The 18,082-nt window shown below is 61.9% G+C and carries 24 protein-coding genes and 1 tRNA gene; 15 read left to right on the top strand and 10 right to left on the bottom strand.

Annotated elements, in window-relative coordinates:
• Positions 1 to 95 precede the first annotated feature (95 nt).
• Positions 96 to 701, bottom strand: a complete 606-nt coding sequence (locus NO366_RS14510; RefSeq protein ID WP_256531499.1) for an SPW repeat domain-containing protein — start codon at positions 699 to 701, stop codon at positions 96 to 98.
• A 586-nt stretch (positions 702 to 1,287) separates the two neighbouring features.
• Between NO366_RS14510 and NO366_RS14505 the strand changes: the two genes are divergently transcribed.
• The 5 genes from NO366_RS14505 to NO366_RS14485 all read left to right on the top strand — a co-directional run bounded on the left by NO366_RS14505 (position 1,288) and on the right by NO366_RS14485 (position 4,324).
• Positions 1,288 to 1,686 (top strand): type IV pilin N-terminal domain-containing protein, encoded by a 399-nt coding sequence (locus NO366_RS14505; RefSeq protein WP_256531498.1) that lies wholly within the window; start codon positions 1,288 to 1,290, stop codon positions 1,684 to 1,686.
• Positions 1,687 to 2,205: 519 nt separating this feature from the next.
• Complete coding sequence (locus NO366_RS14500) at positions 2,206 to 2,601, top strand: type IV pilin domain-containing protein (RefSeq protein ID WP_256531497.1); 396 nt, start codon at positions 2,206 to 2,208, stop codon at positions 2,599 to 2,601.
• Between the two features lie 24 nt (positions 2,602 to 2,625).
• A complete protein-coding gene (locus NO366_RS14495) occupies positions 2,626 to 3,111 on the top strand; it encodes a type IV pilin domain-containing protein (RefSeq protein WP_256531496.1) in 486 nt (161 codons plus the stop codon).
• Between the two features lie 427 nt (positions 3,112 to 3,538).
• Positions 3,539 to 3,772, top strand: a complete 234-nt coding sequence (locus NO366_RS14490) for a hypothetical protein (RefSeq protein WP_256531495.1) — start codon at positions 3,539 to 3,541, stop codon at positions 3,770 to 3,772.
• Positions 3,773 to 3,922: 150 nt separating this feature from the next.
• Positions 3,923 to 4,324 (top strand): hypothetical protein, encoded by a 402-nt coding sequence (locus NO366_RS14485; protein WP_256531494.1) that lies wholly within the window; start codon positions 3,923 to 3,925, stop codon positions 4,322 to 4,324.
• 77 nt (positions 4,325 to 4,401) lie between these two features.
• On the opposite strand, the gene NO366_RS14480 is transcribed toward NO366_RS14485, so the two are convergent.
• A complete protein-coding gene (locus NO366_RS14480; RefSeq protein ID WP_256531493.1) occupies positions 4,402 to 4,530 on the bottom strand; it encodes a hypothetical protein in 129 nt (42 codons plus the stop codon).
• A gap of 97 nt (positions 4,531 to 4,627) precedes the next feature.
• Here NO366_RS14480 and NO366_RS14475 point away from each other — a divergent pair, with 97 nt between their 5' ends.
• The gene (locus tag NO366_RS14475) at positions 4,628 to 5,263 is read left to right on the top strand and encodes a hypothetical protein (RefSeq protein WP_256531492.1); all 636 of its coding nucleotides are present in this window, start codon (positions 4,628 to 4,630) and stop codon (positions 5,261 to 5,263) included.
• Positions 5,264 to 5,463: 200 nt separating this feature from the next.
• Positions 5,464 to 5,667 carry a type II toxin-antitoxin system HicB family antitoxin gene (locus NO366_RS14470; protein ID WP_256531491.1) on the top strand — a complete coding sequence of 68 codons (204 nt, stop codon included), beginning with the start codon at positions 5,464 to 5,466 and terminating at the stop codon, positions 5,665 to 5,667.
• Between the two features lie 118 nt (positions 5,668 to 5,785).
• Here the strand turns inward: NO366_RS14470 and NO366_RS14465 are convergent, their stop codons facing one another.
• Together NO366_RS14465 and NO366_RS14460 are read right to left on the bottom strand one after the other, a co-directional pair.
• Positions 5,786 to 6,301 (bottom strand): hypothetical protein, encoded by a 516-nt coding sequence (locus NO366_RS14465; protein ID WP_256531490.1) that lies wholly within the window; start codon positions 6,299 to 6,301, stop codon positions 5,786 to 5,788.
• A 966-nt stretch (positions 6,302 to 7,267) separates the two neighbouring features.
• Positions 7,268 to 8,269 (bottom strand): DUF3179 domain-containing protein, encoded by a 1,002-nt coding sequence (locus NO366_RS14460; protein WP_256531489.1) that lies wholly within the window; start codon positions 8,267 to 8,269, stop codon positions 7,268 to 7,270.
• Positions 8,270 to 8,601: 332 nt separating this feature from the next.
• On the opposite strand from NO366_RS14460, the gene NO366_RS14455 reads away from it, so the two are divergent.
• From NO366_RS14455 to NO366_RS14425, 8 genes are all read left to right on the top strand, one after another.
• Positions 8,602 to 8,844: a glutaredoxin family protein gene (locus NO366_RS14455; RefSeq protein ID WP_256531488.1), complete on the top strand. Its 243-nt coding sequence runs from the start codon at positions 8,602 to 8,604 to the stop codon at positions 8,842 to 8,844.
• 67 nt (positions 8,845 to 8,911) lie between these two features.
• Positions 8,912 to 9,286, top strand: a complete 375-nt coding sequence (locus NO366_RS14450; RefSeq protein ID WP_256531487.1) for a winged helix-turn-helix transcriptional regulator — start codon at positions 8,912 to 8,914, stop codon at positions 9,284 to 9,286.
• 99 nt (positions 9,287 to 9,385) lie between these two features.
• Positions 9,386 to 9,742, top strand: coding sequence for a hypothetical protein (locus NO366_RS14445; RefSeq protein WP_256531486.1), 357 nt, complete (start codon positions 9,386 to 9,388; stop codon positions 9,740 to 9,742).
• Between the two features lie 166 nt (positions 9,743 to 9,908).
• Positions 9,909 to 10,937 (top strand): NAD(P)/FAD-dependent oxidoreductase, encoded by a 1,029-nt coding sequence (locus NO366_RS14440; RefSeq protein ID WP_256531485.1) that lies wholly within the window; start codon positions 9,909 to 9,911, stop codon positions 10,935 to 10,937.
• A 267-nt stretch (positions 10,938 to 11,204) separates the two neighbouring features.
• The gene (locus NO366_RS14435) at positions 11,205 to 13,442 is read left to right on the top strand and encodes a copper-translocating P-type ATPase (RefSeq protein ID WP_382274733.1); all 2,238 of its coding nucleotides are present in this window, start codon (positions 11,205 to 11,207) and stop codon (positions 13,440 to 13,442) included.
• Positions 13,443 to 13,714: 272 nt separating this feature from the next.
• A complete protein-coding gene (locus tag NO366_RS18680; protein ID WP_382274734.1) occupies positions 13,715 to 14,014 on the top strand; it encodes a DUF8011 family protein in 300 nt (99 codons plus the stop codon).
• Positions 14,015 to 14,171: 157 nt separating this feature from the next.
• A complete protein-coding gene (locus NO366_RS14430; protein WP_256531484.1) occupies positions 14,172 to 14,399 on the top strand; it encodes a hypothetical protein in 228 nt (75 codons plus the stop codon).
• A 35-nt stretch (positions 14,400 to 14,434) separates the two neighbouring features.
• Positions 14,435 to 14,752, top strand: a complete 318-nt coding sequence (locus NO366_RS14425; protein WP_256531483.1) for an RPA12/RPB9/RPC11 RNA polymerase family protein — start codon at positions 14,435 to 14,437, stop codon at positions 14,750 to 14,752.
• Between the two features lie 501 nt (positions 14,753 to 15,253).
• Here NO366_RS14425 and NO366_RS14420 read toward each other — a convergent pair.
• The 6 genes from NO366_RS14420 to NO366_RS14390 form a co-directional block, all read right to left on the bottom strand.
• Positions 15,254 to 15,967 (bottom strand): DUF981 family protein, encoded by a 714-nt coding sequence (locus NO366_RS14420; protein ID WP_256531482.1) that lies wholly within the window; start codon positions 15,965 to 15,967, stop codon positions 15,254 to 15,256.
• A 436-nt stretch (positions 15,968 to 16,403) separates the two neighbouring features.
• Positions 16,404 to 16,766 carry a hypothetical protein gene (locus NO366_RS14410; RefSeq protein WP_256531481.1) on the bottom strand — a complete coding sequence of 121 codons (363 nt, stop codon included), beginning with the start codon at positions 16,764 to 16,766 and terminating at the stop codon, positions 16,404 to 16,406.
• A gap of 84 nt (positions 16,767 to 16,850) precedes the next feature.
• Positions 16,851 to 17,000 (bottom strand): hypothetical protein, encoded by a 150-nt coding sequence (locus NO366_RS14405; protein ID WP_256531480.1) that lies wholly within the window; start codon positions 16,998 to 17,000, stop codon positions 16,851 to 16,853.
• Positions 17,001 to 17,006: 6 nt separating this feature from the next.
• Positions 17,007 to 17,480, bottom strand: coding sequence for a hypothetical protein (locus NO366_RS14400; protein WP_256531479.1), 474 nt, complete (start codon positions 17,478 to 17,480; stop codon positions 17,007 to 17,009).
• On the bottom strand, positions 17,477 to 17,602 hold the full coding sequence (locus NO366_RS14395) for a hypothetical protein (protein WP_256531478.1): 126 nt from the start codon (positions 17,600 to 17,602) through the stop codon (positions 17,477 to 17,479). Before NO366_RS14395 ends, NO366_RS14400 begins: the two co-directional genes overlap by 4 nt.
• Before the next feature lie 300 nt (positions 17,603 to 17,902).
• Positions 17,903 to 18,078, bottom strand: a tRNA-Trp gene (locus NO366_RS14390).
• Between the last annotated feature and the right edge of the window lie 4 nt (positions 18,079 to 18,082).

The raw sequence follows: 18,082 nt of genomic DNA, 5'->3' as shown, positions 1-18,082 counted from the left end.
GGGACCGACGATCGGTGCGGAAAATCCGTCGGCCTGCGGCGATCGGTGCAGGTGCTATCGAGTCGGTCGGTGTCGAAAATCGGGTGGCGTCGCGGTTATCTGGTCGCGCTTGCGAATCCGGTCTCGGCGGCCGCGTCTTTGCGGAAGCCGTAGATCGCGAGCAGCGCGAGGAGGACGACGAGCGCGCCCGCGACGACGTTGGCCCACTGGAGCGTCTGTGAACTGACGTCGACGACGAACGGCAGGGCGATCACGAGCGCGCCGAGGATGGCGGCGAGCAGCGGGAGGCCCATCGCGGAGGCGGCGTCCCGTCCGTGTTTCATCGAGGCGATCGAACCGACGACGGCGAGCGCGAGGCCGATGCCGAACTGGACGAACATGGGGTCTCCGGCACCGGTGAAGAGGACCGGCGCGAAGAAGAGGAAGGTTCCGATGCCGGCGACGAGGCCGATCGCGCGGACAGCGTTGCGCCCAGCGAAGGTTCCGGACGGTTCTGACGATGCGAGGTCCGATTCCTCGGACGTCTGTTCGACGTCCGGCGAGTCGAGCGTGCCAGTCTCGTCGTACTCGGCGTCGTGCGCGCCAGACGACTCCTCCGTCGGCGCGTCTTCGCCGTCGGCCGGCGCGTCTTCACCGTCGATCGGCGCTTCGTCGCCTTCTCCGTCGGCGACTACCTGTTCCGTGTCTTCGTTGTCGCTCATGGACGGGCCTTCGCACCGGGGGTATGTGAATTTGCCCACTTCGTCCCGACGGGTGGGAATCGACGAATTCTCCGGGTAGAGCCGTTCGAAGGAGGATACGGAGGGTCGTTCCGCGTCATTCGGACACTGACTGTGTGGGTCCGCCGTTCGCACGCCAGTGGCGGTGGTGATGTCGATTCGTGGCGGGACGACCGCCTCTCACCGCGGCCTGGAATCGTTGCCGACGGTGCGTGACCTCTCGGCTCGATCGCGCCCACCCACCGGCCAGAGCGAACTCTGCCCATGTGAATGACGGATCTCGACCGGCACGATTGTGGCTAGATCGGTTCAGCAGGGATGGGGTGGAATGGTTCGTCCGTCTGTGTGTTGCTGGTCGATTCAAGCGAGTCTTGGAAACCGAGGGAGAACCGTCAAATCGATTCAAGGAGCAGTACAATCGAGCGCGGACGACAGCGATATCTGAACGTAGTTCACCCTTTATATGTTCGTGATTGGTGTCTGGAACCGGTTACATCGGACGGACGGAGACGACGGTATCGGCCGTTTCGGTCGACAGATCCGCCCGTCACGATCCGAAACTCGAACGATGACGGACGAAATACACGCGGGGGCGGGCTATGGAACGCTGGAGGCATCGAGAGCGCTGTCGCCGATCGTCGGGGCCGTGACGCTACTCGCGATCACGGTAATTCTGGCGAGCGTGCTCGCCGTCCTGGTCGGCGGATTCACTGGGTTGGTCGATCCGCAGGTGGATGCAGGCGTAACCGTCGATCAGCCGTCGAGCACGACGGTCTCGGTCACCTACACGGCCGTCGGGACCTCCGATCACGTGGTCATCCGCGGCGACTGCGCCTTCGGGACCACTCACTTGCACGCCGTGGGTGAGTCCACGACGCAGTCGTGTTCGCCCGGGGACGAGGTACTCGTCGTTGCGGTTCACGACGACGGGACCGAGAGTCTTGTGACCTCGTACACGGTTGCGTGATCCGGGGTTTGGCTGGTGATGCCGTGAGCACGCTCCGGTCGTGCTCTTGGTACGTCGAATCGGCGAAAGGGGGGAGTACCGTGGCCGTTTCAACCGTACTCGATCGACCGATCATCGGGCGACTTCGTCAGGTGCGCGCGAGTTTCCATCGGCCGGAGTGCCGTGTTAAATTGGGACTCGAGTCGGGCGCCGATTCGTCCGTAACTATTATATTCCGTACCTAAATTCCACAAATCCGCCAATTTCGGCCACCTCAGCGGTTTCAAGCCCCACTTGGAACGGTTCCTACTACCGCTGGAAATCTACAAGGGGTGCTACTACAGGTATCGGAACGGTCAGGATATCCGGACTGGCAGATAGATTTATACTATCCCCGTTCACTCACTTCGTCGTACTCGGCACCGGACAGAACACGTTGCCGTGCAGAGTGTGAGTCGATCCCGATTCGCTCACCTGCACACGGCGGTCACCCACCGCCGGAAAACGTTGTCTGTTCGTGCAGCCGTGGACGATCGAACCATGGACGCAACAATACTCCGCGACAAGTTGATCGGATCGGACGACGAACGCGCCGTCTCACCCGTTATCGGTGTCATCCTGATGGTCGCCATTACGGTAATTCTGGCAGCCGTCATCGCGACGCTCGTGATGGACTTTGGTGACTCGGTACAACAGGAAGTCAATGCTGGGGTTACAATCGAGGATGATGGTAGTGGGAATGTGGTAGTCACTTGGACCTCAGAGGGAACCGCCGATGAAATCATTGTTAGAGGAGACTGCAGTGGTTTCGGTACCATCTCCGACGTAGAGAACACAGCAACTGCCTCTTGCAGTACGGACGATGTTGTAACTGCAGTTGCAGTTGACAACACGAACAACGTTGAGACGCAAGTTGACAGTCATACTGTCTCATAATCGTCTCACCCAGTTCAGATATTTATGAAAGCAATACAATTCAAGAAGCTGCTGATTGGCGATGAAGAGGAGCGGGCAGTGTCTCCAGTGATCGGTGTCATCCTGATGGTTGCCATTACGGTGATTCTGGCGGCCGTCATCGCGACGCTCGTGATGGACTTCGGTGATTCTGTGAACCAGGAAGCACAGTCAGGTGCGTCGCTCGAATTCGACAATAACGCCAATGAACTGACTATTGAGCTAACCTCTTCCGGTAACGCAGACGAATGGCAAGTACGTGGCAATTATTGGGATGGGGCCAGCACCTCTACTGCCGCAAACGGGAATTACCAGACTCTCTCCGGGCCTGGAGATGTTGTAACTCTCGAATGTGATTCAGAGTCTAATCTTAATTCTGCACCTGCGTACGGTATTCGGAGTGGGGAGTCCGGGTCTGTTTCCGTGGTAGCATCCATAGACGGGCAAGATACGTGGACTACGATCGATTCCGAGGAATGGAACTGTCCATAATCTGACCCAGAATCGTTCAGGCTGTCCTGTTTTCTTACTATATTAAATGTTCAAATATGTGGCTGAAAATCGCCTCGTGTGACATTTATACATCGAAGTAATTACACTACTATACCAAAAATACACCAGTAATTATAAAAATCCTGGCCTCGAAGAATCCGGTGGAAGCCAGCGTCTCCATCCGATGCAGGGGACTCTGCAGAGAAAGTCCCGGGTGTTGTACCCACCCGAGACGTCTGGCTTCCAAATCCCTGGACGGGGATTCAGTCACCATGTTACGAAATACACCACCGAGACAAAAAGGTCTCGCCCGCTCTCGGTATCGAGAGTTGAAACTATGCCTGACACGGACTTCGGATTCTAAGGGCCACTACCAAATCTCGAGATCTGCCAACAGGTTCCGCGTCCCACTTCAGGGTGACCGCGAATGACGTCCGCCAGGCAATCGACCGCCAATGCGGACGAGTCACCCGACCCCCGTGAGTGTTACCGGTGCGATCGACCCACGGTCCCCGAATTTCTCTTCCGCGTGCGGGTCGAGCCGCCGGATCTCCCGCCGACGAAGTATGCACCCTCGGAACGCTACTGCTGTGAACACTGCGCGGCCGCGATGAACCTCTCCGAGTTCTCCCAGGAGTGGAAAAACGGCGCGTCTCGCTGACCAGCCGGCTCTTCTTTCTCGGTCGGGAGGTTCGATACGCGGTGAGCCCGACACGTCTATATCAACGCCACGTACGTTGAATTAGGATTCTCTCCGATCTACCGTAGATAACAAAATTCAAGTTGCCTACAGATTGACCTGGAATTGAACATGGTCAGTAGACGTCGATTCGGTGCCGCACTCGCAGCATCGATACCGATTCCGTCGATCGCCGGCTGTCTGGACGACATCGGACCGATGGGTGACGACTCAGGGAACCAACCGGCCACAACCGACCCGGACAGTCCATCCGCCGGAAAGCCAACAGCAAACACTGTCAATGCCGGCGTCGCTGTCGATCAAGACGCCGACGGAATCGTCACTGTCACGTACACCAACCGCGGAAACGCGGACCGACTCGAGATTCGTGGCGATTGTGACTTCGAAGACGACACGATCCAGGAAGTCGGCGACTCCGCATCACAATCGTGTTCGACGGATCAGGTGATTAGTGTCGTAGCGATAGCCGATGATGGCTCGGAGGCTGTCGCACATCGGTACACGGTTCCTTGAAACCCCTCCGAGGGAGGATTGCCCACGGACGGACATCTACTCAGCTGTGCGTTCTGTCCCCACAGCGATTCTTCGAACTACTTCCCTCCGATACCGACACGATCGAAGAGATCGGCGGTTCCGTCTCCCACTCGTGCACCGCCGGAGACGAGGTCGAAGCCGTGGCCACCACCGACGACGGGGCGGAGACGACCGTCGCCACTCATACGGTCTCCTGACGCCGGGGCGCATCCTTGGTCCCGCTGGGACCGGGTCCGCCTCGCCAAAACGTAAATGAGGCTACCAGTCCTCCGGTCGGGTACCATGCGATCCCTACTCCAGCGACTTCTCGACGACGACACCCCGGACGAACAGGTCGACCTCGAATCCCGACAGTCAGATGCCGACGAGGCGCTCGCGGACGCCGTCGACGCCGGCGGGTACACCATCGACGACTGCGGCGTGACGGGCGTCGCCGTCGTCAACGAGGGCCCCGACGAGGAGCCGGTCATCGTCCCGATCGCGCGCTTTTCGCTCGGCGAGGACGTCGAAGATCCCGATATGGACCTCGTCTGGGAACTGGTGGCCGAGGCCGCGAGCGCGCTGCGGCGTCCTTTCGACGACGTCTACGTCCGCCACTACGACGTTCAGTTCACGTTCGACGGCGACGGGCTGTTCGAAGCCGAGACCTGCCGCCGCGTGTTGCTCACGGACGAATTCGTCGATCGATACGCGTCCGACGCGTCGTTCACCGCCGCCGACCTCCGCGCGGCCGTCGAGGCCGCCGACGATATCGACGACGAGATCGCACCCGTCGCGTGGGGCGAGTGCAAAGACTACAGCCGGACCGACGACGCCGCGATGATCGTCGCGGGCACGACAGCGGCCGCCGCGGCAAGCGCGAGCGCCGCCAGTTGCGCCAGCGCCGGCGCCGCGACCGGCGGCGGAGGCGTGTGTTGAGGGCGATCGATTCGTCCATAGCCCGTCGTTCGTCGGTCGACAACAGCCCATCACGCGTCGGGATGATCTACTGAACGTACCGCGCGGTCGGCCCGTGTCGGTCAAATCGACCATCACAAATGCACCCCATCCACCTGCTGTACGGCGTGTCCGGGACCCGTCGTACGACGCTTATCAATCTCCTGCCCGTTTGGACCGTTATGTCGAGCACGACCCGGCAAGACACAACCGAGGGCGTCGAATTCGTCCACGAGGACGACGGCCAGATTACTGCCGTCGACCTCGAAACCGGTGTCGCCTCGTACGGTGATACCAAGGCCGAAGCCCTCTCGATGCTCGCAGAGGCGCTTGAACTACACGAAGGCGGTGATGAGCCCGTTACGGACGCCGATATCGAAGAGTGAGGCCCCGACGCTACGGACGGAGGACACGATCCGTTTCCTGATTTCGTGACCTAACAGTCGTCGTATCGCAGGGCGTTTTCTTCCTGATCGGACCTACCGAAACGCCCTCAACCCTCCGTCAGTCGATCGACGTCGTGTCGGATGGATCCGTCACCCCCGTCCCGCTGGAGAGCGTCGCCAGAGCCGCTCCGGCAAACCCCACTACTGCGAACTGGATCGCAACTGCGCCGGTGCGTCCGAGGAATACGAGGGCCGTCGTCCCCAGTTGATCGCTCTGGAACGGCCCGGTCGCCGCGAGCGCAGTGTATCCGAAAACCAGCAGCATCGGGACGAGGTACCCGATTCCACCCCCAACACCGACGACGAGGAGGAACGACCGGTACGAGCGGCGAAGATCCAGTCGCGATCCGGCCCAGTAGCCGAGGAGGAACACGACGCCGATCCCGACGACGAACGCCATCGCACTCACGAATCCGTTGAGGAAGACGATCTGTCTGGCAGTCGATCCCAGCCAGTCGATCGCAGTGGCGTCGTTCGCGATCAACTGTGAGGTGACGTATCCGGGTGCGAGGTGCAGGAGCGCGACGACACTTCCGAGGAGGACTGCACCGAGTCCACTCTTCGTGAGGACCATGGGCGATCGAGATAGCGTCAGCAATATATACTTTCCGTCGTGGTCACAGCCTGGGAGCGAACCACCTGCAGTACTCGACAGGTAGAACCGGTTTGGGGCGTCCGACCTCCGATATCAATTCTGGCGATCGCGAAGGAGAGTTTCGACCGGTGTGGTGACTCATTGCGTCACTGGGAACCGAATTTCGACGGAACGAGGCCACGAGGCTGTGTCGAGGCTGACGCCTGGACGACGGGTACCGGCAACGGTTCGGAGCAGAGACCGGGCCGACAGTCGACCCTGAGTCACCGAAGCAGTGACGGACCCCGTCTGTGAACACCCGAACGAACTGGTGTCGGATCCGGCCTCTCGATCCCGGCTCGGGCACCGCGTCCCGGCATCGATTCGGTGCCCCACGGCTCGTTTCGGCTTCGCACTCGCGGCTGACGGTGACGATTGCGACGCCTCTGGCGCGTCTTCGTCGGTCCGGCGATCCAGCGCATTCCTGGTTTCCTCGCTGCGATAGGGACAGTCCCACCGAAGTTTTGGCCGTCCGTCTGGGGATACACCCAGCGAGAGAAACGACGCGGTCCACCTCGATTCCACCCGCGCCGAGTTCGCCGGGTGCGAAGCGGACGGTTTGTCCTTCCTTCACCGGTACGCAATCGGCATCCGTCTCGAACGTCCCTGTTTTGACGGCGAAACCCCCTCCCGACTCCCGTAGCTGTGGAACCCGAACGCGTTGCTATCCCCAGGTTCGAGGTCGAAGTAGGTGGTCGCGACGTCGGTCGGTCCGAGCGGGTCGGTCAGCCCGCCGGGGGATCGTCGCCGGTCCCAACTTCGTTTTCGATCTCGTCGATGCGTAGGGCCTCCACGCGGTATCGATCGGCCGATCCCGTGAAAAACTTCGCAGGCGCACAATACGGCCAGTCGCTGCCGACTGACACACCGGGTTCGTGTCGTGGTCTGAATTCGGTTCGCCCGGACTTACCCGTAGAACGCGTCCGGGCCGTGATCGTCCTGCCACGCGAACGCGAAGAGCCGTTGCGCTGGCAGTCGTCTGAGCCGCCGGTCGTCGGCCGATTCACCGGTCGATCCCGTCCACGTCGTCGAATCGGCCCGGAACGCCCCGTCCTCAGTCCGTTCGAACGTGTAGCCCGGGTTCTCGAAGGCGTGAATGCCGTCGTCCGTCGCGAACACGACCACCGGAGTGCCCGCGATCGTCTCGTGGACGACACCACCCGCCGCGTTCACTCGAGGGAGCGCAAATCCGACCGCGTCGCTATTCACCTCGAGCCCCAGTATGACGGTTTTGGGATCGATATCCGCTCGGTCCCAGGAGCGGGCGTCGTCTGTCCCGCGATGGGCGGCCAGCCCGAAGCCGTCACCGTCGAAGTAGCCCGCGTAGGGTCGGTCGTCGTAGTCGATCGGTGCGGGCACGTCGTCCTCGCTCGCGGCTTCACTCCGGGCGTCTTCGACCGGCTGGAGGACGACTCCGGTCGGGTACCGGTCACGGAACGTTCGCCAGGTGGTGACCGCGCTCGGACGGACCGGCAGCCGACGGCTCTCGTATCGACCGGCGATACACGCGCCGGTCGACTGTTTCCACTCGGAGTCGGTTTCCCGATCGTACATCACGAGATCGTCGTCGGCGAGCTTCCCGCTGACGCCGAACGTCAGAACGTCGCCGTCGAGTCGCCGGTCGTACACGACCGCGCTGGCACAGAGCGGACACCACGTGACGGCGATCGGGATCGGTTCTGCGCCGTCGAACTCATTGGTTGATTCCTGGCCCGCCTCCCACGGCACGTCCGTGAGTTCGTCGTTTACGATTTCGTGGTACTGCAGGATGCGAACGGGGTACGCTTTCGGTGGCGACGTCTCGACGACGATCACGTCGTCGTCCCCGCCGCCGACGTACTCCGTCCCGAACGTCGGCGCGTCGATGCTCGGAATCGCGTCCTTCGGGACGACCTGACGGACGTTCATGGGAAATGAGAACGGCTACGTCGTGATAATTTTCTCGCTCACGTAGGGTGGTGACGGCGACATCGATTACCGGCCGCGAACGGTTCGACGTACGAAGCGTCTCTCGCCTGGTCCGGACGTCAGCGTACCCGTCGCATTTCGCTTCCGAACGGCCCACCCCTCCCGGAAGATGGAATTCGGCCGGTGAACCGACCCGACGTTCGATGGTACCCGTGGGTGGGAGGGACGTGCCGGGCGTCGCGACCGATTCGACTCGCAATTACCCACCAGTTACCCGGTTACCGCGTCCTCGCCTGAGGCTTTTCCCCACCGTGACAGTACCGGTCAAACGCATGCTCGAACTCTACAGCCTCACCGGGTGTCCGTACTGTGCCACAGTCGAGAACAAGCTCGACTCCCTCGGCCTGGAGTACGAACGTCACGAGGTCGCCCCGAGTCGATCGCATCGGCCCGCGGTCAGGGAAGTGAGCGGCCAGGCTGGCGTTCCGGTACTCGTCGATCCCGACGAGGGCGTTACGGGAATGCCCGAGAGTAACGAGATCGTGGCGTATCTCGATCGAACGTACGGGCAGTAAGTGACTAACTATCAGTAATCGAGTTACGATACGTAACTATAAAGGAGTCCACCTCGATGGCCAGCGTATGGACGAACCGACGCAGCAATTCGAGGTGTGGTGTGCAGGCGAAGACTGGTGTCCGGTCACCTCGACTGCGACGATGATCGGGAAGAAGTGGCATCCGGTCGTCGTCCATCGACTGCTCGACACCGGACCGCTCGGGTTCAACGCGCTCCAGGACGAAATCGGCGGCATCTCGAGCAAGGTTCTCTCGGACGTGCTCGACGATCTAGAGGAGAAGCGGTTGATCGACCGAGAGATCGTCAACGAAAAACCGGTCCGCGTCCAGTACTCGCTCACTGAACTGGGCGTCTCGCTCGAACCGGTCATTCTGGAGATGGCCGAATGGGGACGGACCCACCTGACGTCGGCGGCGACGAAGGAGGAGTCGATAGCGTGAGTGGAGCTGTCGACACACATCGGGCACTTACCAGTCCGTAACGGCGTTACCGGACCGTTCGCGAGACCTTTTGACCACGCTCTTCGTCGCTCGGAGTGCATGACGAACGCAGCAGTCGTGATCCTCGCGGGGACCGAATCGCACGCGGACACTGGCCGACTCGTGAACGGGCTCGAGACGGCACGGGAGTTCGCCGAAACCGACGGCGACGACGTCGAACTGATCTTCGACGGTGCGGGAACGCAGTGGATCCCCGAACTCGAAGACGAAGGTAGCGACTATCACGACCTCTACGACGCAGTCCGGGAGGACGCTGCGGCCTGTGACTTCTGTACCGGTGCGTTCGGCGTCCGGGACGCGGTCGACGACGCGACCGTCAGTACGCTGGGCGAACACGACGGTCACCCCAGCCTCCGCTCGCTCGTGGACGACGGCTACGAGGTGCTCACGTTTTGACCGCGATCGATCGCCGATCGACCGACGAGAACCCGATTCGCACCGATCGAACGCTCTCCGAGTCCTCACCTGGACGCCCGGGAGCGTTCGGCCGATCGAACAGCCGAACCCACCGAGTAGAACTCGCCGGTGAGCTATTTACCGGACGATATCGTCCGTCGCTTGCATGACCGAATCGATCCCCAGCCACGAATACGATGTCGTCGTGGTGGGCGGCGGCCCGGCCGGGATGACAGCGGCGCTGTACACGACACGACTCGGCCACCGAACGGCACTCGTCGATCGCGGCGGCGGCCGGGCGGCGATGATGCGGGACGTCCACAACGTACTCGGCGTACGAGAGGAGACGAGCGGTGCCGAGTACCTCGGCGTCGGTCGCGATCAGCTCGAGGATTACGGCTGCGAGATCCACCGCGACCTGGTGACCTCGTGCTCTCGCGACGACGGTGACGGCTCGATCCACCTGTCGGGCGATGCGGCCGAGTACGCGGGCGACGTCGTCGTCCTCGCGACGGGGTTCACCGACGTTCGACCCGAACCGCCCTTGCCTCGGACCGGCCGTGGCCTCCACTACTGTTTGCACTGTGATGCGTACATGTTCGTCGACGAGCCGGTCTACGTGATGGGTCACGGCGAGAGCACGGCTCACGTCGCGGGAATCATGTTGAACTTCACGGACGACGTGGACATCCTGACGCGGGGAGCATCACCGGAGTGGAGCGACGAGACGGCCGCAGTTCTCGATGCACACCCGATAGACGTGATCGAATCGGATATCTCGGGGGTCAAGAACGGCGAGGACGGCTGGCTGGAGGCACTGGAATTCGAGGATGGGGCCGTGCGAGAGTACACGGGCGGATTCGCGATGTACGGCGCCAACTACAACAACGGCCTCGCCCGAGAACTCGGGTGCGAACTCGAGGCCGACGGGACGATAGCCGTCGACGATCACGGCCGGACCTCGGTCGACGACGTCTACGCGGTCGGCGACTGCACGCCCGGTCACAACCAGGTTCCGGTCGCACTCGGACAGGGAGCGAAGGCCGGCATCGACGTCCACTTCCAGCTCCGTGACTTTCCACGCGACCTAGAAACCATAGACGAACTGGGACCGGTACGATCCGCCGAAGTTCCCGGAATTCCTGACGATCTCCTCGAACAGGCCGTCGACTTTCACACGTACGGTCGCGACTGATCGACGTGGAACCGGTCGACAATCTACTGATGGTGTAGACCGTGTCGGAAATCCCATCACGTGTTCGTACGCGGGAGAGCGCCATCCTCGCGTGACCGGCGTAAGACGGTGAGAATACGCCTGCTCGTTGGTGCCTCCAGATCGACCGTCGAGACGGACGATACAGTCACCCAGCGTGAAACTCACCCATTCGTACCCACCTTTTTCACGCACCCACACCGTACATCCGACATCTCTGCTGGTCTCCAGCCACGCACTGAGATGACCATGGACGACGAACACAACACGGACGATGGACGATCGTCTGGGGAGCACGATCACCACCGCGACACCACCGGAACCGATACCGGGGAACCGACGGGGACTGCCGAACCGGGCGTCGAACAGTCGATGCTCGAAGGACACGCCGAAGCCACCGATACGAATCGAGGCGCGGGCGACTTCCAACACGAACACGGTGACGACGACCACGGCGACCACGGCGGGATGCACGCCGGCCACGAACAGCTGTTCCGACGGCGTTTTTTCGTCTCGACGCTGCTCTCGATCCCGGTCCTCCTCTACAGCGAGACGCTCCAGGGGTGGCTGGGATTTTCCGTCCCGGCGGTGCCCGGAAGCGAGTGGATCACACCCGTCTTCGCGGTGATCGTCTTCGCCTACGGTGGCGTTCCCTTCCTGAAGATGGCCGTCCCCGAACTGCGAGACCACACGCCCGGGATGATGACGCTCATCTCGATGGCGATCACCGTGGCGTTCGTCTACAGCCTCGCGACCGTCGCCGTCGACGTCGGCGACCCCTTCTTCTGGGAGCTGGTGACGCTCGTCGATATCATGTTGCTGGGTCACTGGATCGAGATGCGCTCCGTTCGACGGGCCTCCAGCGCCCTGGACGAACTGGCGAGGCTGATGCCCGACACCGCCGAGCGCATTACGGAGGATGGCGAGACGGAGGACGTTCCGGTCAGCGATCTCTCCGAAGGTGACCTCGTCCTCGTTCGCCCCGGCGCGAGCGTGCCTGCAGATGGCGTCGTCGAAGAGGGCGACTCCGACGTGAACGAGGCCATGATAACCGGTGAGTCGAAGCCGGTCTCGAAAGCGCCCGGCGACGAGGTCATCGGCGGGACCGTCAACGGCGACGGGAGCCTCCGCGTTCGCGTCGATGCGATCGGCGAAGACACCACCCTGGCGGGGATCATGCGCCTCGTCGAGGACGCCCAGCGCAGCACGTCGAAGACACAGATGCTCGCCGATCGTGCGGCCGGGTGGCTGTTTTACGCGGCCCTCACCGCCGCTGCCGTCACGGCCGTGGCGTGGACCGTCGCGACCACCTTCGGTGCGGACGTCGTCGCCCGGACGGTAACCGTCCTCGTCATCGCCTGTCCCCACGCGCTCGGCCTCGCGATTCCGCTCGTGGTCGCGATCAACACGTCGATGGCCGCCCGAAACGGGATACTCGTCCGCGATCGCATCGCCATGGAGGACGCCCGGAACCTCGATTCGATCGTCTTCGACAAGACCGGGACGCTCACCGAAGGCGAACACGGTGTCGTCGGTCAGGCGACGGTCGAGGGCGTCGACGCGGACGAAACGCTCGCGCTGGCCGCAGCCGTCGAGGGGGATTCCGAGCACATGATCGCCCGTGCCATCCGCGAGGCCGCCAACGAGCGGGGCGTGGACGTCCCGGCAGCCGAGGACTTCGAGGCGTTGAAGGGACGCGGCGTTCGGGCGTCTGTCGATGGTCGGGAGGTGTACGTCGGCGGCCCGAACCTTCTGGACCACCTCGAGAGCGACGTGCCAGCGGAGTTACAGTCGTTCGCCGACGACGCCGGCGAGAACGCCCAGACGGTGGTCTACCTGGTTCGGGAGGGAGAACTACTCGCGGCGTTCGCGATGGCCGACGTGATCCGCCAAGAGAGTCACCGGGTCGTCGACGCCCTGCACGACCTGGGTATCGAGGTGGCGATGCTCACCGGCGACTCGCGTGACGTCGCCAACGCCGTCGCCGACGAACTCGGCATCGACACGGTGTTCGCGGAGGTACTTCCCGAGGACAAGGACGTGACGGTCCAGGAACTGCAAGATCAGGGCAAGCTCGTGGGGATGGTCGGTGACGGCGTCAACGACGCGCCGGCGCTGACGCGAGCCGACGTCGGAATCGCGATCGGGAGCGGTACCGACGTCGCGGTCCAGTCGGCCGACGTCATTCTCGTCCAGAACAACCCGATGGACGTCGTCCGACTCGTCAAACTCAGCACGGCCAGCTACCGAAAGATGCAGGAGAACATCGTCTGGGCTGCGGGATACAACGTCTTCGCGATTCCGCTCGCCGCGGGCGTGCTCGCACCGATCGGTATTCTGCTGTCGCCCGCCGTCGGCGCGCTCTTGATGTCACTGAGTACGGTGATCGTCGCGATAAACGCGCAGTTGCTCCGGCGTGTGGATCTGACCCTTCCTGCGCGTTCAGGAGTGCCATCACCGACTGACCGCCGCGCTGCAGACGGGTAACTCAGTTTCGTCCCCGCGATCGTTCGACCGAATCCGGTCGTCAGTCGGTCCCCAGTCCAAATGTTGTACGGGTCCGATCGGCTCGCAGTCCCAATCACCCAACTCGTCACGTGGAGTACCTATCGCTTGGAGATTCCTTCTGACACCGTCCCATCGGGTTCCATCGGTGGGTAGCGGCGACGGTACCGCTACCTCTATTCGTTGGAATAATAAATAAACGAGGTTGGTCGAATGCAGTTACTACCTGTACGTCGCGCCATAACGCACATTCAATGCCCTCCACCATCGGCGACGTCGTGTTCAGTGAACCCGCTGGTCGGCCCTTTGCACTGGTCCAACTCTGTAGCGCACTCCTTATTTCGAGTCTCTACGTATATTACGCGGTATTGGGAAATTCGACCGTGGGACGTTTCGTTCTATTTATGATAGCCGGAACGGCCTTGTCCGGGATCGCCGAGTCCCTCCCGAAAACTCGACGACGAGCGACTGGTATTCTGCGAGTCACAGCGATCCTCGTATTCGTCTGTCTTCTCGCCACGATATCCGTCGCTCCGGAAGCTGTCATGGGGTGATCGAGACACCACGACCGCTTCGACGTGGTCGCCGTCGGTCAGTACCGAACTGCCCTCATAATCGCCAAGGACCAGTATGCTGCGTCGTACGTCACGTTTCGCTGGCTGGACGTTACCAACGTGCCGGACGCCGATCTCGGGACGTTCGGTCTGGTCATTGCCGTCTCTCTCTCTCTCTCTCTCTCTCTCTCTCTGCTGTCACCTCGCGAATCAGGAGTCAGTGCTGTCGCTCCTCTTGGACGCGGTCGACGACGACTGTCTCCTCGTCCATAGTTGGGACGACAGACAGCACCTGTACTATCCGCCCAACGAGAAGATGGACTGGCTGGTGATGTTCACGGACGACAGCCTCGAACACAGACACTGCGGTCGAATCGGAAGTTAACACATATGTCCATCGACCGTGCATCCCTCCGGTATATGCACTTCTGTGACGAGTGTGGTTCGATGATGCACACGGAGGGCGACAGGTGGGTCTGTCGCTCCTGTGAGAACGAGGAGACGCGGAACTCTCACGCAGAAACGGCGATGGCGACCCGGGATGGACAGCGGGACGATGGGGCACCGTCTGTAGTCGACGCGACCCAGGGCTCCACCGAGACGATGGAGGTGCCCTGTCCGGTGGACGACTGCGACGGCGAGCGGGTCTCCTCCGAGATGATGCCGAAGCCGGGCGGCTCCTACGAGGTTCGGCTGTTCACCTGCGTCGAGTGCGGCCACAAGTGGCGCGAGTCCTGACGCCCCATCCTCCGCACACCTAGGTGCCGAAATTTGCACAGACCGCCGCTGCTAGACTGGAACCGGTGTACCGCTGATGGGTTCCCCCCTCCCGTGGTGTAGTCGCGGACAGTGTCCGTCATGATTGTGCGATACTGGCCAATACGGACCGTGTTTTCACGCCGGCATCCATCCCGAAGGGGCGTTTCACTGCTACCGGACGATCGACGAGACCGTACACGTCATCGAATGCGGTGAACGTGTCTACAGATACGGCCTCACCCTGACCCGGTCGATCACCAACTGGTTCGGCTACGTCGCAGCCCAGCGCGGCTGGGCCGGTCAGCGGTTCATCGAGAAGTCCTACCGTGGCAGTACCGAGCGGTTCCGGCTCTGCCGATCCGACCCGTCGATCCCCACGATCCGGACGGTGATCGGTTGGTGGCCGAGTGTGACCACGGACGCGGAGCTACGTTGGCAGTTCTGAACGGATGCTGGATGGGTAGTATCCCTTCAGAGTCCTCACGGTTGGTATCCAGCGGTGAGCGATATGTGGCCGACAAAGCTGATGAGCGTGATAAACAACAACAAGAGTGCGGCTACTGTGAGGAACTTCCCTGCGGTTCGCAGGCGGGGCGGATTGTGGAGGCCGAACGGGACCAGGATGGCTCCAATTCCGAGAATAGTGTACGTGCCAGTCATATAGACGACTTCGATGCCAGTCCCGGCGACGATTCCCGTTGGCCACTCGGCGGCCGGTGCTCGGAAGACGATTTCGGCGAAAGCTGCGGTCCCCCACCCAAGTAGAATCGTCATCAGACCAGCGAAGGCGCCAACGTAGCCGACTGGACGGAGTGCCACGACCAGTTCGGTGGGGAGTTCGCCAACCTCCCAGAGGCTACGGATTCCGCCATCTCCTGATGCCTCCTCGATCGAATCGTCGGTATCTTCGACCGGCGTCCTGTATATGATCGCTGCCGCTGCAACCAGGAGGGCTCCAAACAGAAGCGCCGGTTCACCGAAGACGATGTTAGCGACTCCGGGGAGTGGCCAGACGAAGTTGATGTGGAGGTTCATCACCACGAGCAACCCACCGAGGGTACCGAAGGTCCACGCCCACGCTCGCCGTACGTCGGTCGATGCGGTTGCACCGTGTCGTGGGAACACCACGAGCAGTAACAGCGCTACGCTCGCCACAAGGCCGATTAGCGTATTGTAGAAGATGCCGGTCGTCATGGCTCACCACCTCTGGTGCCGGACTCGCCGGAATTGCCACCGATACCGGTGGTGTTGATTCCGGAGTCGTTCGACGAGCAGAACCTAGTTTGCTCGCCAAACCAATTCCCAGCCGAATTCGTGCTACGTTGTTCCATCACACACGATTGTTCATCTCACGAGACTTAATGCTCGGGGAAGCGGAACTAGGCGTTGGTTATACACTCCTTCTCCAACAAAATCCGCCGACCCGGACCTATACGGCACTTTCTGAAATCGTGTTCGTTAAATGTTGGGAATCTAATATGTGTGTTGGTTACTCTCTTGGACGACACGTTCACTGCCTGAAAATGGGTATCTCGAAAAAACCGAGGATCGGAAGGGGTCACCCTACCGAATCACCGACAAGGAACGCCCCTACCTCGCGGGCGAGCTCGATGCGTCCGACCTGGAAGTCTCAGACGAATCCGAGTGACTCGGTCGCGGCCGTCGACAGAATCACGTTCTTTTCGGAAACCGACACGTCCGAATCGGAAACGTCGGCGATCAGCGCGGACAGGTCACGGAGGTAGCCGTCGTTTCGTTCCTCGCGAAACCGGACGATCTCGTTCACCGGCTCGATGGCGCGGTTTTCCAGGTAGCACAGCACCCACGACTCGCGCGTCTCGTCGGACGCGTCGGCCAGGTAGCCGGGCACGGTGAGCTGTTGCTGTGCCTTCGGTCCGACGGGCGCACCGAGACAGGCGAGCACCCGGCCCAAGATGGTACCGTGTTCGGTCGGTCGCGCTTCGTCGGCCCGGCCGTCGCGATCGTTGATCACCTGGTACTCGACGCCGACCGCGTCGAGCGTGTCGACGATGTGCAGCTGGCGCCGCGTCGGATCGAGCGCGAACGACGGCCGGAATTACTCCTCGGCGATCGAGCCGCCCGACAACACGTTCGCGACGAGCGCGTTCAAGGCTTGAAACGTCGGGTGGTCCTCGTCAGTCTCGATCCAGTCGTACTCCCTGGCGACCACGATCGAGACGACCATAGCAACGTCGCGATTCGTCAACGACGCTCACCTCCTCACCTGCGTCGGTCCGATATCCTCTTCGCCTCTCCAGAGATCTTCCGATCGGTGGAGCGGCGGGAGTTCGCCGCGCCGGTCCTCACAGTGGGGCGAGAGCCGCGCAATTACGCTCCCGACGTTCGAACAAATCCATTGGCGGAGTACGTCGTCGAACTCGTGAGTGTACCATCCCTGAAGGCCTGACGGCTCGAACCGGTGGGCACACATCGCGAGAGGCGCAAGGTCGCCAGTGGTGACGCGTCGCGCGTCCTCGAGGGCGCGCGGCTTCCGCGTATCTCCGACATCGAGGCGAGTCTGAACAGACTTGCGCTTATACGCCCCGCCGTCGGTGACGAGTCGTTCGTCGGCCTTCTCGACCGACTCACGGACTTCGATATCGCTCGCCTGTTTCGCCGGGTGGACGAGGGTCGATCGCGTCACGACGTCGTACAGCGCCGACGCGATAACGAACGCGTCTGTCACCGGCGCTCACCCCCGTCGGTCGCGTCGCAGCGACAGCAGGCGAGCGCCTCGCCACCAGCGACAGGGGCGAGCTCGCGACGAGCGTCACACCGCTCGCAGTACGCGAACCGAGTCAGCGTCACCGTCGGTCACCCCCGTCGGTCGCGACCGACGATACGATCCCGTCCGTTCCATCTGTCGCGAGCAGTAGTAGTGGTGCCCGGCCTCCGAGTGACCGTCGAGCAGGAGTGTGCAGCGCGCACGACACTCACCACACCGGAACGCTCGATCCGTGGTCGGCGGGGGTGCAACGAAGACCCGCTTTCGGAAAATCTCGGGGTCGATATCGGAACGGTCCGCGCTCACGCAGGCCACCCCGAAACACTACTTTCGGAAAAATGTCGGAAACGGCCGTGTTGGCCGCTCTTCCTTTTTATGTCACATGGGGTCGGAGGGATTTGAACCCCCGATTGACTGATATCTCCGGACCCACCTCGGTACTCCAGAGGGTCATCACACGAGCGGTGATCAGCCACTCGATCAGTATATCAGCTGGAGTGTCGTCCCGGGCGGGCGTGCCTCTGGAGTCAGTCGCCATGCCTGGCTTGGCCACGACCCCTCGG

This window comes from Halovivax cerinus (assembly GCF_024498195.1).
Classification (GTDB): domain Archaea; phylum Halobacteriota; class Halobacteria; order Halobacteriales; family Natrialbaceae; genus Halovivax; species Halovivax cerinus.
This window is presented reverse-complemented; position numbering and strand designations above follow the sequence as displayed.